Origin of the sequence: Pedobacter sp. MR2016-24, from assembly GCF_026239655.1 — a bacterium.
Lineage (GTDB): Bacteria > Bacteroidota > Bacteroidia > Sphingobacteriales > Sphingobacteriaceae > Pedobacter.
The window spans coordinates 370,363-386,157 of sequence record NZ_JAPIVO010000006.1 but is presented as its reverse complement, the minus strand read 5'-3'; the positions used below and the strand labels follow the sequence as shown (position 1 = coordinate 386,157).

The window sequence follows — 15,795 nt, the reverse complement described above, 5'->3', positions numbered from 1 at the left end:
ATTTTCAGGTTAACGTGTATTATCGTAATAGCGTAACGGTTCCTTTTCTCATTGTAGTTGTACCGTCAGAAAGTGTCAGGTCTATGTAGTATACATATACTCCATTAGGCTGCATCTGACCTCTGAATGAGCCATCCCATCCATTTTGCATTTGCTGCGATTCGAATACAAATTGTCCCCATTGGTTATATATCCGCATCTTAACTTTCGAAATTGCATTCCCATAGGCATAGAAGACATCATTCCTTCCATCCCCGTTTGGCGTAAAAGTATTCGGTATATAGATCTCATCCGTAGTACCATCAGTTGCTGTCCCGGTAAGACTGCCTGATGCACTGGTTTCACAGGTAGTACTTCCTTTAGCTCTCACCATCAGGGTAACTTTGGTATTGTACTGCAGACCTGTAACGGTATGCGTAGTACCCGCCTGACCCGAACTCGGAATTGTCCATGTTGTACCTCCATCCATTGAGATTTCGTAGCTGGTCGCACCGCTTACCGCATTCCAGCTGAAAGTAATACTGCTGCGCGTGGCAGACTCTACAGAAAGCATAGGTGCTGTAAGTGCAGATGCCAACGTAACGGTTACCGCAGTTCTTGTGCTTTTTATACCACCAGATATTCCCTCCACATAATAAGTAGTGGTAGCAGTTATTGCAGGTGTCTGGTAGCTTGTTCCCATCTGCAGACTGGCAGTACTTGTAGCAGTGGCAAACCAATTATATGTTACTCCTGTAACTGGTGTAGCTACTGTTAAGGTTACACTGCTGCCATTACAACTTTGTGCACCTGTTGCTCCTGGTGCAGGAACGGTAACATTAAGTGTGTAATCTGCCGCGGCGGTTTGTCCGTTTGCATCTGTCACAGAAAGTGTCACAATGAATGTACCTGCAAGCGTTGGTGTACCTGTCAGCTCCCTGGTAATGGCATTGAACACTATTCCCGGCGGCAAACCTGTTGCTACATAAGTGAAAGGACCAGTTCCGCCAATTGCTGCCGGTAATGTTTGAGGTGCATAGATAGTACCAACAATACCATCCGGCAATACTGCAGGTGGAAGAGACATAGGAATCAGTACCGGTGCTTTTACAGTAAGACTAAAAGTTGCCGTTGCAGTACAGCCTTTACTGTCAGTTACGGTAACACTAAAAGTATAAGTTCCGGCAACAGTTGCTCTGCCACTAATTGTGCCGCCCGGAGATAAGGCAAGACCCGCTGGTAATGTACTTGTAGCTGTAAGGCTGTAAGTATAAACAGGAGTTCCTCCTGCAGGCGGTGGTAATTGTGCAGAGTAATTAGTAATAGTAGACGCTTCAGTAAGCGTTGTACCATTAAACACAATTGCCGGGTTTACATTAACGACTACAACATTTGCCATGCCAGCAGTATTTTCACACTTGTCAGATCCGGAAACCGTTACATAGTAAGTAGTAGTTCCTGTTAAAGGCGGAACATTAAAGGTCGCGCCATTATTGGCAACCTGCGTTAATGCGGCATCGCTGTACCAGATGAATACAGGGTTAGCTACTGAATTTGTACTGGCTGTTAATGTAGTACCAGAACCAGCACACACTACTGAAGGTAAACCTGTAATGGTGATATCACTGGCAGTCGCAGTTGGTTTAATTGTTACGCTGACAGCAGTCCTGCTGCTCACACCTGTAGCGCTAACAGCTTCCACATAATAAGTGGTATTTGCAGTTATGGGAGGTGTCAGGAAAGTTGTGCCCTCATTTAATATTGCACCTCCTGTCGCTACATTGTACCACCTGTAAGTTGTACCATTAACTGGTGATATAATGCTCAGTATAGCGCCGGTTCCAAGACAGGCCTTGCCTGCTGCAACATCAGGTGCAGGGGTAACGGCAACGATATTAAGACTGAAGCTGGTTGAAGTGGTACAGCCTTTACTATCTATCGCAGTAATCGAGAACGTATAATTACCAGTGACGGCAGGTGTACCGGTAATTGTTCCGGCAGGCGAGATTGATAATCCTGTAGGTAAGGTGCTTCCCGCAGTTAAAGTATAAGTATAACCTGGTGTACCACCTGATGCAGGATTAAGTTGCACATTGTATGCAGTACCAACAGGAGCATTGTTTAATGTAGTGGTATTAAATACCAGTGGCGCGTTTACACCAATTACTACTGTATGCGCAGTACCCGGGGTATTTTCACATTTGTTGGATCCTGAAACAGTCACATAATAAGTAGTGGTTGCTGTTAAAGGCGGAACATTAAATACTGCGCCGTTATTAGCCACCTGGGTAAGTTGTGCATCGCTGTACCAGGTAAATACAGGATTAGATACAGTGTTGCTGCTTGCAGTTAATGTAGTTCCGGAACCAGAGCATAGTGTTGATGGCAGACCGGTTATGGTGATATCACCCGCTACTGATGTTGGTTTAATCGTCACACCTACCGCAGTTCGGCTGCTCAAGGCTGTGCCTCTAACTGCTTCAACATAATAAGTAATATTTGCTGTTACAGGTGGAGTAGTGAAAGTAATGCCTTCATCTAATACTGCCCCGCCGGTTGGTGCGCTGTACCACCTGTAGAGGGTACCGGTTACTGGTGCATTTACACTGAGTATGGCAGCAGCACCAAGACATGCTTGCGCTGCATCTGCGTCCGGCGCAGGGACAATAACAGGAGGCGGAACAATAGTAAGCGTGAAGCTTGCTGTAGCACTGCATCCTCTGCTATCTAAAGCAGTAATTGTAAAGGTATTCGTTCCAGGGGTAGTTGGTGTGCCAGATATAACCCCGTTAGACGATAATGTTAATCCATCTGGCAACACACTTCCCGAAGGCAATGTATATGTATAACCAGGCGTGCCCCCTGTGGCAGGATTAATCTGCACAGCATATGGTTTTGTTGCTGCTGCATCACTCAATGCTGTGCCATTAAATACAATTGCCGGGTTTACATTGAGTACGACAATCGATGCTGTACCTGCTGCGTTCTCGCATTTATTATCACCACTAACGGTTACGTAATAAACAGCATTTGCCGTTAAGGCAGGTACATTGAATACCGCCCCGTTATTAACTACAGTTGTTAATGCTGCGTCACTGTACCAGGTAAACACAGGGTTATTTACTGTAGTGCTGCTGGCCGTTAAGACAGTACCGGTTCCTGAACAAACTGTTGTAGGAACACCCGTAATAGTAATATCTGCAGTAGTAGCCTTCGGTTTCAAATTAACCAACACAGCCACTCTTGTACTTACTGCGGTGCCAGAAGAACCTTCAACATAATAAGTCACAGTAGAGGTTACCGGCGGTGTCTGATAAATTGTACCATTGTAAATAATTGCTCCGCCAGAAGGTGTACTGTACCAGTCGTAAGTCACCCCGTTCACCGGAGTAGTTACCGTTAGGTCCAAACTATTACCTGAGCAGCTTTCCGCACCGGCAACTACCGGAGCAGGTACTGTAACGCTGATGCTGTAAGCTGTTGTTGCTGTAATCCCGTTATTATCTGTTGCGGTAATGTTGAAAGTAAAGGTACCGCCAAGAGTTGGTATACCTGTAATTTCTCTGTTAGCTGCATTAAATAATAGTCCCGGAGGCAATGTACCGCCTGATAAAACATAAGTATAAGGAGAAACTCCGCCTGTTGCAGCTGGTAAAGTCTGCGTAACATAAGCTGTGCCGACTATACCATCTGGCAGATCAGCAGGTGGAAGTACCATACCAAAGTTAGGAGGAAGTACATTCAATACGAAAGTAGCTGTTGCGTTACAGCCTTTACTATCTGCCGCAGTAATAGCGAAAGTATAGTTACCTGCTATTGTTGGTGTACCGGTAATGGCTCCTGAAACAGATAGTGTAAGTCCGGCAGGTAAACTGCTTCCTGAAGCGACCACATAATTATATCCCGGAGTACCACCCGTTGCAGGATCAATCTGTGCAGCATAAGCACTGCCTGCCGCAGCATTTGTTAATGTACTGCTGTTAAATACAACGGCAGGATTCACGTTCAGCACCACGATTTTCGCTGTGCCAGCTGCATTTTCGCATTTATTAGATCCTCTTACCGTTACATAATAAGTAGTATTGCCTGTAAGTGCAGGTGTATTGAACACCGGACCTGTAAATAATGGATTTGCCAGGGCAGCATCGCTGTACCAGGTAAATACCGGATTAATCACCGTAGCACTGCTGGCGCTAATACTCACACCAGAGCCAGAGCAGGTAGTTGCAGGAACACCAGCAATGCTGATATCTGCATCAGTAGCTATCGGGTTAACGTTCAGTGTAATCACTTTTGCATCGGCCGGAGCATTCTGGCATTTATTTGAGCCACTTACGGTCACGTAATAATTTGTCGAGACTGTGATTACAGGAGAAAAGACTGGGCCTGTAAATATAGCGGTTGACAATGCAGCATCACTGTACCAGGTGAATACCGGGTTATTTACGGTAGCACTGGTGGCTGTTAATGTTACCGCAGAACCCGCACAAACACTGGCCGGAATACCGCTGATGGTTATATCGCCAGGTAATGCCGTAGGATTAATGCGAAGGCTCACTTTCTTAGCTGTGCCAGGTGCATTATCGCAGACATTGTCGCCTTTCACTGTTACATAGTAATCTGCATCAGCTGTTAAAGGATTTATTGCAAAGGTAGCTCCTGTAAACACAGGATTCGTTAAAGCAGCATCACTGTACCAGGTAAATACCGGATTGGTTACCGTCATACTGGTTGCAGTCAATATCGCATTTGCACCCGAACAGAAAGCAGCGTCAGCACCAGTAACGGCGATATCATTTGCTGTAGCAGCAGGTTTAATTGTAATTGATATTTTTGTCCTGCCTGAGTTATTCGTACAAGAGTTGACATTTACAGCTTCTACATAAAAATCTGTAGTTCCCACAGTAAGATTGGCTGGGGTGCTGAAGGTATTGGTATTTGCAGCCAGCAAGGTTCCACCGGCCGGAGCACTATACCAGTTGTAACTAATACCTGCAACAGGTGTTACACGTAATGCCACTGGTGTGTTTAAACATGTATTTACCGGATTTGCAGGATCAGGAACCGGTGCAGCTGGTAAAGGTGCAATAGTTACAGTTATTGCGGTTCTTGCACTTTCGCAGTTATTGCGTGTGCCCGATACGAAATAGTTGTATGTGCCTGCAACAAGGTTTAGCGGAGTGAGATAAGTTGATGTGCTCGCCACAAGATCTGTTTCTCTGTACCAGTTATAGGTTGTTCCTGCAACAGGATTGGCTACAGCCAGCGTGGCAGAACTTCCCTGACAGGCGGTAACCGAAGTTGCAACAACAGTTGGTGGTGCAACGATGCGCTGTGCATAATTCAGATTAATACTGCTGAGTGCACCCAGAAGCCCGGAGTTTAATCTTACTTCTATACCATCGAATGGAGATGTTGGTGTAAATTCAATAATCGCATCTGAACCGCCGTTTAAAAGCTGCAGGTTCAGCAGCGGATTGTTAATGGCCATTCCATCGTTATTACTAACCACTCCATTATAGGTCGTGATCACAATACTTGGTGCAAGAGCCAGTGAAAGCAGTACCGCTTCTGAGGTAAGACGTATCCTTACTTTATCTCCAGCCTGAGATACACCGCTAAAGCCTACACGCTGTGAAACGAAACTGTTAATTCCAAGTGGGATAAACAATGATGAACTGGTTTCAATATCGTTATCTATCGCAAAGGTTGGGTTGTTTACACTGGCAAGGATATTATTGGTATCGGTAGTCTGACTAATCGCCGGCTCACATGGTACAGAACCCGGATTCGTTGGTCCTGCAGTTACTGTTACCACCACTGCTGTAGCTGGTGAGATACATCCGCCTATAGCATTACTCTGTGCAGTTACATAATAGGTAGTAGTGGTTGTAAGGACAGGAGTAATAAAAGCACCGTCGGTCGACGAATAGATGGCTACTGCACCAGGATTAGTAGCCGGATTTACAGCATACCAGTTATATGTTAAATTAGCAGTGGATGAACTTGCGGTAAGCAGCGTACGTTCACCAGAGATAATACTTACTGCTGGCGGGGTAACAACAGGTGCTGTTAATGAGCCAACAGTTATAGTCACGGATGCCTGTGCTGAAGCGGTACCACAGCTATTTATTGCAGCAACCGAATAGGTTGTTGTAGCCTGGATATTGGTTACGCTGAAGCTCGGGCCTGTAGCACCGGTTATTGCGCCGTTTGCATTGTACCACTGATAAGTTACACCTGTTTGTGGATTCTGCACCTGTAATAACAAGTTAGAACCCTGGCAGGTTTGCTCAGTTGCGGAAAGCAGTACAGGAACATCTGCAGCAGGAACAAGTGTTACAACAACTGCTGTTCTGGAACCTCCGCAACCTCCTCTTGAAGCTTCAGCAAAGAATCTGGTATTGGCAGTAATTACTGGTGTAATAAAAGTGGTACCATCATTACCAAGATAATTGCCTGCTGCATCGTACCATTTGTAAGTGATGCCGGACTGTGGATTTGAAACGGTAAGCGTTGCTGTTGCGTTCGCACAGGCTGTTATTGCAGTCGATGCAACAACAGGAGCCTTAATAATCCTTCTTGCGTAATTGAAGTTTACTGATGAAAGTGCCCCCAGTAACCCTGAGTTTAATCTCACTTCAGCACCATCAAACTGTGATCCCGGAACAAGGTTCAGCAAGAGTTCGGCACCGCCGCTCAATAGCTGAACGTTTGCGATCGGATTGTTCAGTACAACCGGATCGTTATTACTGTTAGCTCCGTTAAAAGTAGTTACTGTAATACTTGGCAGTACGGAGGCCGACAAGAGCTGACCTGATGTAGTTAAACGGATACGCAGCGTGTCACCAACACTGGAAAGTCCAGTGAAATTAACTTTCTGGAATACGGATGAGCCTATACCTACCGGAACTGACAGTGTAGATGCAGTTTGCTGATCAGCATCAATGGCTAAACCTGGATTGACTACACTGGCCAGTACCGAAACCAATCCGTCTACACCGTTTGTTTGACTAACCGGCGATTCGCAAAGTACTGGTATAGGAGTACCATTGCCATTAACAATGATTGTCTGCTGTACTCTTGCCGATGATGCACAACCTGTTGTGCTGGAAACTGCTTCCGCATAAAAAGTAGTAGTTACGGAAAGCGGCGGCGTTACGTAGCTTGCGCCTGTAAATACGGGTGCCGTTGCATTTGCCGAATCGTACCAGTTAAAGGTTACATTGGTTTCTGCAGAACTTGCATTAAGACTAACTGACTGACCCTGATTAACCGTTGTTGCGGATGCCTGGATCTGCGGAGCAGCCGGACGCGGATTAACAATTACGCTGGCAGTTGTGCGCGCAGGAGATAAACAATTGCCATTTGCGCCTTCTACATAATAAGTAGTATTTGCTGTCAGAACCGGAGTAGTGAAAACAGGACCAGTAAATACAGGTATTCCCCCTGTCGCAGTGCTGTACCAGGTATAGGTAACTCCAGTTTGTGGACTATCAACAGATATTACTGCTGCAGAACCCGAACAAACCGGAGATATTGTGGCCAGTACCGGAGTAATCACCGGCGGCGTAACAGTTACAGTAACCGGAATACGTATTGAGTTTGCACAGTCATTTTTGCGGACCTCAATATAATAGGTTGTGGTAGCTGTTAGTGCAGTTGTTGTATATGTATTCACATTGGTAGCAAGAGCAGCTCCGCCTGAAGCGGCAGTATACCAGCTCAGCGTAGTGCCTGTAGCGGGTGTAGCGGTTAGCGTAGCAGTAGATCCTGAACATATGGTCTGGTTACCTGCTGTTAATGTAGGGTTCGCATAAACAGCCTGCGCACCGTAAATATTAAGATTTGTTAATGCAGTTACTACAGGATTAAGTAATACCTCTACCCTGTCATATGCACCTCCTGCCCGCACCGTTGCAAGGAAACGATTTCCTTGAAGTAGTCCTAAAGTAACTAAAGAAGAATTTATAGGGTGACTGCTGACCAGTGTATTACCATTCATTACATTGAGCGTAATATTGCCCAGTACAGAAAGATCTGCAAGACCAGTTGGCGTTTCCAGGTCTATACGAAGACTATCCGTAGCGGCTCCTGTATTTGCGAAAATCAATCTTTGATATCCCGAAGCGCCAACTCCTGCCAACAGGGATATAGTGGTAAAATTATTCAGGTTTGCATCGGTAGAGTTGCCTGGGTTCTGAATACCACAACCGATACACAATAAACCTCCAACCCCACTTTGCTGTGAAGTAGCTGCATTACACCGTGGGTCTGCTGGTCCGGTTACCACCGTTACCACTACAGGTACCCTGGTTATACTTGCACAGCCAAGGTTGCTTTCTGCACCTGCATAATAAGTTGTAGTTGTCGTTAATGCAGGCGTAACGAAAGTGTTGCCAGTTGCCAGCGCAATACCACCAGTTGCAGTTGCATACCATTTAACAGTGGCCCCGCCTGTCGCACTTGCCTGTAAAGTGGCGGTCTGTCCGCTACTCACAGTCTCATTATTTGTTGCCACCACCGGCGCAGCGGGTGCCGGGTTTACCGTTACGGTTACCGCTGCCCGCGCGCTTACTGCGTTGCCGGATACAGCTTCGACATAATAAGTCGTCGTTTCTGTAAGCGTACCGGTTGTATAAGTTGTACCCGAGCCCAGCACTGTATTTCCGGTAGCTGAGTAAAAATTGTAGGTCACGCCTGTTAGCGGATTGGCTACACTAAGTGTGGCAGAGTTGCCTCCACATATTGTTGTTCCTGCAACAGATGGAGGATCAACAGTAATACTGAGGGTATAATCAGTACTCGTAGTTAGGCCACCGTTATCTGTCACGCTCATTTTCAGCGTAAAAGTACCACCCAATTGTGACGTACCTGAAATGACACGCATAGTTGGATTAAAGCCCAATCCTGTTGGCAAACCTGTCAATGTGTATACGTACGGTGCTGTACCTCCTGATACTGCCGGCAAAGCAGGAGAAGTATAGGCTGTTCCTACTACCGTAGCTGGTAAACTTGCCACTGGAAGATTCAATGTGCCGTTTACCTTCAGACTATAAGGAACAGTTAATGATTGCTGAGCGGCATCTGTTACCGTGATAAGAATTGTGAAATTACCAGATTGTGTTGGCGTACCAGAAATCACCCGTGTAGTTGTATTGAAAATAATTCCCGGAGGCAGGTTCGTCGCCACATAGATATAGGGACCGGTACCACCGCTGGCAGCCGGAATGGTTTGGCCAGGATAAGCCATCATCACCGTACCATCAGGCAATGTTCCGGCGACCAGTACCAATGGATCTTTGATCACAATACTATAGTTCCCTGTAGCTGTGTGACCTTCATTATCTGCAGCATTTACAGTGAAGTTAAAAGTTCCGGAGGCAGTTGGTGTACCTGTAATCTCCCTCGTTGAAGGATTGAAGCTCAATCCCGGAGGCAGATTTGAAGCGGCATAGGTATTCACACCACTGCCACCTGTTGCTGCCGGAATAATCTGTGTCGGATAAACCACACCGGTAGTACCAGCAGACAGTGTGGCTGCAGGCATTGCCATCGGATCTCTGACAATCACCATAAAATTAGTCATCGCCATATTACCATCTGCATCCGTTACCGTAATTGGGAAAGTAAAAGTTCCCGATGTAGTTGGTGTACCAGTGATTGTACCTGTAGACGTGTTCACTGAAAGACCTGCAGGTAGATTAGCGGCAGTGTAGATATATGGTGTTGAGCCCCCCGTAGGCGGGTTTAACGTGGTTGAAGGATACGCCGTTCCAACTGTCCCGTTAGGCAATATAGTTACCGGGAAAGTAAGTGTTGCCGTAACAAGCAGTGTATAGGAAGCCGTTGTTTTACATCCGAAACTATCGGTTGCTGTAACGTTGAAAGTGAAAGTTCCTGATGCTGTCGGCGTTCCGGTAATTAATCCTGAAGCAGAAATAGTGAGCCCTGCAGGCAGGTTGCTTCCGGCAGCAAGGGCATAAGTATAACCAGGTGATCCTCCGGTTGCTGCTGTAAGCTGCCGCGCAACAGTACTTCCTACTGTTGCATTAGCCAGCGTATTTGCCAGTAGCGACAGTACGGGTTTAACGGTAACGACCACGCTGTCGAGGTCAGACTCGCCGATACATCCGGCCTTTTGCGCACCGATATAATAAGTATAATTGCCAGGTGTCAGTCCGGCTTCGGTATAAGTGCCCGTTGCAGCCCCGCTAACCAGTACACGTACCCCTGCTGTTTTCTTGTAAAAATTATAAGTGAATCCGGCATTGGGGTTCTGCGCGGCAAGAGTGAGACTACTGCCGCCGCAAATGGATAACGCCCCGTTTAATGCGCCTCCGAACATAGGTTTGGCGACAGTCCGTTGCACCTCGTTGATTCTGAGACCGCCGGATAGTAAATTACCACCAACCGCAAGTGTATTGTCAAGTGTTATCTTAATTCTGTCAAATGCTACTCCTGGAGTGAAAAAAACTGGGAAAGTAACATTATTATTTCCTACAAGCAGGTCCAGCGTAAGCAGGTTATCAGCAGATACTGCTGCCCCGGCCGCCACGCTACCGTTGAAAGCCTGTAGCGTAATCGTTTTCAAAAGATTTAGAGAAAGTACTGTTCCCGATTCAGAAAGTACCACCTTAGCTACATCGGTAGAAGATGATAAACCATTAAGAAATATCGTTTGTGAAACCGAGGAGCCTAATCCGGCAACGCCCGGTGTCAATAGAGAGTAAGTAGTTAGGTTTCCGTCTATTGCCCTTTCCTGGTTACTCACCAGCGGTGTAAGAGAAACATTTAAGCCCGGAGTCTCACCAAGATTAGTGAATACAGCCGTTCCGCAATTGTCGGTGTCTATATTGAATGCAGTATAAACATTCATACTCAGACCGCTGTTCAGCGAGAGCTGAAGCAAGCTGCTTCTTACCCTCAATTTCACCCGTACAGCGTTATAGGCGCTCGCAGAAGTGACTGCAAAATAAGTCAGACCAGCAGCATCTTTAACGATAATACTGCTTACACCTGTTTCAATTTTAGTTCCGTCATTTGTTGATGATGCTCCCGTATAAGCTTCAAGCTCAACCAGGTTCTTACTGAACAGGCCGGTGAGTCCTCCTACCGTGTTTAGTAAATCGAGACTCAGGCCTGATGAAGGTGTAGGGGTGTCAAATCGTACATAAGTAGTTTTCCCCGCCGCCACCGGAGCAGCATATTTCAGTTCTATCCATGCTTCACCTTCCGCATTGAAGAGCCCAAGTATCGTGGCATAATTCGCGGTAAGGACTGCCGGACTTAGTGCCGGAGGTGGCACTGCTGCGGCATTACCCGGGTTTATGACACTACCAGCATTAGCAGCATTTGGCTGCGTGCTGTTGACGCCAAGAAGATTCGTGTAATAGGCAACAGTTCCACTACTTGGAGCTACCTGAGCATAATGTTTAGTTTGAGCATACGATGCCGCATAAAAAAGCGTTGAAGCAATAATACCGGCACACAATAAAAATTTTCGTAGCATTCGGGGTGTAGAAGTCCAATCCATAAAAGGGGCTTTGAGGTTAACTTAAATACTTACGGCAATTTTAAGGATAGCATTCATTCATTTGCCCGTTCAAGTCATTCATAAAAAGATAAAATAAACCACTGATTTCATTCATTTTGTTCATTTTTAATATTTTTATTCAGTTATCCTTCATCATTTCCTTTAAAGGGAGATTATGAGTATCATCGCTTAACTAATAAAAACGTTACAGTTAATTATCACATCTCATTCATTCATATACAACGTATATGTGTTATATTCAATGGATATATGTTATATTGAGTCCTGATTAAGGGCTCTGGGTTTTAACCGAATAAATAGAAAGTATGGAATATGATCACCAGCTCAGTGAGCTGAAACGCTTAATATTGCTCAAAAGCAAAATCAGGTTCATTACCCCTGCCGATTGTAAAAGAATTTCGATTGAAATCAGCAAACGCCTGAATAAGAATGTGAGTGAAACTACCGTGAAACGCCTTTTTGGTTTCGCTGCGGTTAAGCATAGGTTTTCTAATTTTACGCTGACCACACTTGCTGAATATGTTGATTCAGAAAAAAATGAACACGGGATCTTGCCTGCTGTTCAGCATAATCCTGATGAATGGAAATCTGTTAAAGAAAAAATTGATAAAATCACCAGGTTTACTTTAAAAACGATAAAAAACCGCTCCGGCATCCCTTATGAACTGACAATAAGCAGAAGATTTGCTGAACATGACTTTGATGAATTTTATAAAGGCAACTATATATTTACCAGTCTTATTTCACAGCCTGGTTATGGAAGAACTACATTACTTGCTCATCTGGCAGAAAACTTATTTTTTAAAGATGGGGCAGCTTACCAGGATTCTACACTGTTATTCATTTCTGCACCGAACTTCTTCAACCTCGATCAACTCAATCTCAACCTGGAAGATCAGATTAAACAACACCTTGGCTTAACCACGACTGAAAATATCCTGGAATTCCTGAACAGGAACCAGCAGAGTCAGAGCGGAAAGTTTATCATCATTTTTGATGGATTATCTGAACTTGTTATAAAAAGAGATCAGAAGAATGATCTTTTTGATAGTATAATCAATTTGATATGCTCACTTGAGGATTATAAAAACATCAAATTAATGATGAGCATGCGATCAACCACCTGGGTTCGCTTTTATGAGCGCATGCGTTACTCATCATTCCTGAAATCAAAGTGGTTTCCGGGAAATTATTTCAATATGCATGAACTGTCTAACGTTCCACCACTTTCAGAAAAGGAAGTGGATGTGATTATCAGCAGAATTAATACCAGTGATAACAGCCTTAATCCACGACTTAAAGCGCAGCTGAAATTTCCTTTCCACATTCAATTGTACTATCAATTAAAAGAAGAGGATCCCGACTTCAACTATTATTCTAATATCACTTTTTATGAGCTTGTATCCAGATTTATTCAGGAAAAAATTTACCGTTCCAATTACTACACAGAAAAGATACTTTTTCTGAAAAAAATAATTCAGCTAACGGGCTATGGAAAAGATTCCAGTTCGGTAGTTAAAGACCACCTCCTTACTGAACTTTCTGTTTTCAAAAATGCCTACATGGAACTGCTGTCTGACGGCATTTTAATGGAAGAAAGGCGTATAGAAAATGCACATCCTGTAGAATATGTACGCTTTCTGCATACACATATGTTCGAATATTTTCTTTTTGTGGAAATCCTCGAAAAATTCCATCTGCAGGTAAGTCTGGAATTTTTTCAATTCATCAATACGCAATATGATGCCAATCAGGTACGTTTCCAGTTGTTGCAGTGGACAGCAAGATTTCTGATAAAAACAGGCAATTTCAGCGCTATCAGGTCAATCTTTAGACTGGACCTGATTAACTATGAAGTTAATTACCTGATTCTTTTTATTGCAGAAGAAATTAAATATCGCTCAAAACATAATTCAGACATTGAAAGGGTATTGGACGATCATCTGTTTCATGAGATTATCATTGATGAACTGATCAATTTTGACTTCATAGATTCCTGCTATAAGGAAGCCGTTACCGCTTTGGTTGATATTGCACAGAAGGATGATCACCTATTAGTTTATAATTCATTGTTAGGCCTCATAGAAATATTTTCTATGGATAAACAAAGGATAATAGAAAGGGCAGATCACATGCGGAAACTGAAGGGGGAAAATTGGATGTTCAATCCTGTAGACGCTCTTGATATTATCTATGCAAAAATTAATTCTGTACCGGTTACAGACAGCAGATTGATCACACAGATTGCCGATTTTAAAGAAGGTAAAAACACATTCAATATTGATCCTTCCAGTACCCTTAGCACACAGCAAGGTATTGCCTATCTAATGATGCTCTTTGTTGATATATTTACAGGTCATCATAATTCAATACCACTTTTTGATTCTATGGCTAAACTTCAGCCCAAATTATTTACCCATAGAACGTCTTTTACCCTTTTCATTGTAAACTTATATGGATACAATCTTGCATTCTTTAATCCGGGCGGCAGAGCCAATCAAATTGAAAGACTGATGGTTCATCTGATAAATAAAAGACATACGATGCTTACAAAGTACATAGAGTCTATTACATCGATGTTACAGGCGCAGCAATCATTCAACAGGAAAGAATATGGGATTGCAATTGATCATGCAAAAGAATGCCTTTCTCTGTTCAAAAGGAACAATATGATTTTCAATGCAATGGTAATCTGCGACTTATTGATCAGCATATATATTGAATTACGTAATGAAGGGCTGGCTAATGAATACAGATATGAGCGGCTTTGTATGCTTGACGTAAATGAAATATCAAAAACTGTACTGTAGTTATCACATTTCCTCTTCTCAATCGAATTGCCATTAAAGTGGCGAGAAGAGAAAACCTCAAATCAACTATCCCTTATTTGAGGGGGTTTTATCAGCTATATTAATAATTATTGCATCCAGCTCTTTAGCTGAGTTTTCCAGATGAAGGAGAAGTTCATCGCCATCATCTCCAGGTACAAAATTCTTCAGTAAATCTACAAGTCCCATTACCCTTGCCAATGGTGCACGGACAAGATGAGACTGTATCCATGCTATTTCTTTAAATTTCTTATTCTGCTCTTCAATTTCTTTGAGGTAATTCCTGTTTTGGGTAATATCCCTTTGAATGGAAATCCAATGGGTAACCAGTCCGTTACTGTCAGCTATTGGTGCACTACTCTGGCTTACCCAGTATTCCTTCCCTTGTTTTGTATAATTGATAACTTCTATCTCACAGGGAACTTTATTCTCAATAGCACTTTTTAATTTCCTGATCTCATTGATATCCGTTTCCGGTCCCTGCGAAATACGTGGAGATGCACCAATTAATTCATGCTTAGTATAACCAGACATTTTTGTAAACGCTTCGTTTACATAGATGATAGATTGCCCGCTCCCCTCTGTATTACCAGTACAAATCTGAACTGCATCTGTGGCATTAATAACTACAGATTCGAGTAAACGCGACCATTGTTCTTCTTGTTTGCGCTGCGATATATCCTGCATACTGCCTATCATCCGAATAGAAGAGCCGTTTTCATTAAATACCATAAACCCCCTGTCGTACACATATTTATAAGAGCCATCAGCACAAAGAAAGCGGTATTCTTCTACCCATCGTTCTATTCTGTCGTTAATATGCCGACGGATATTATGAACTACCTTTTCACGATCTTCAGGATGGATATGATCGATCCACCAATCTCCACTAGTTCTATTTTTTTCTAAATTTTTATACCCAAATATCCCTTTTATACCTTTATTCCATTCGATGATATCAGTAATCAGATTCCAATCCCATATGGTATCACTTGTTGCTTTCGAGATGATATTAAATCTTTCCTCATTCAGTTTACCCTGTTCTTCGTTATAGCTCCTTTCAGCTATTTCCTTTTCTCTTCCTTCCTTATCAATGATACTGCAGATCGTGATCAGTTTAGCAACCCTTCCTTCAAAGTCTATGATGGTGCTTTCGAAATTTACATAGATGATTTCTCCTGATTTTTTGATATGCCTGGCCTCATACTCATCCTCATCATGAAGGATAGTATGGATGGTCATTGATAAAAACTCTTCCGCTGTATATCCGTAAATATTTACTGCGGCAGTATTAACAACTTTAAACTTTAACGTTTCAGCATCAAAAACCCACATAGGAACAGGGGATAGCTGAAATAAATCATGCGAGAGGATCATTCGTAATGTGCAGTGGGTAATTTGATACTTGAGCACTGTAATAATACAAAAAAC

The 15,795-nt window shown here is 43.5% G+C and carries 3 protein-coding genes; 1 reads left to right on the top strand and 2 read right to left on the bottom strand.

Features of this window, described 5'->3' with window-relative positions:
• Positions 1-19: 19 nt before the first annotated feature.
• Positions 20-11,491 carry a putative Ig domain-containing protein gene (locus OQX62_RS17960; RefSeq protein ID WP_265833000.1) on the bottom strand — a complete coding sequence of 3,824 codons (11,472 nt, stop codon included), beginning with the start codon at positions 11,489-11,491 and terminating at the stop codon, positions 20-22.
• Between the two features lie 350 nt (positions 11,492-11,841).
• Between OQX62_RS17960 and OQX62_RS17955 the strand changes: the two genes are divergently transcribed.
• Complete coding sequence (locus OQX62_RS17955) at positions 11,842-14,346, top strand: NACHT domain-containing protein (RefSeq protein ID WP_265832999.1); 2,505 nt, start codon at positions 11,842-11,844, stop codon at positions 14,344-14,346.
• A gap of 66 nt (positions 14,347-14,412) precedes the next feature.
• Here the strand turns inward: OQX62_RS17955 and OQX62_RS17950 are convergent, their stop codons facing one another.
• Positions 14,413-15,741, bottom strand: coding sequence for a PAS domain S-box protein (locus tag OQX62_RS17950; protein WP_265832998.1), 1,329 nt, complete (start codon positions 15,739-15,741; stop codon positions 14,413-14,415).
• Positions 15,742-15,795 lie beyond the last annotated feature (54 nt).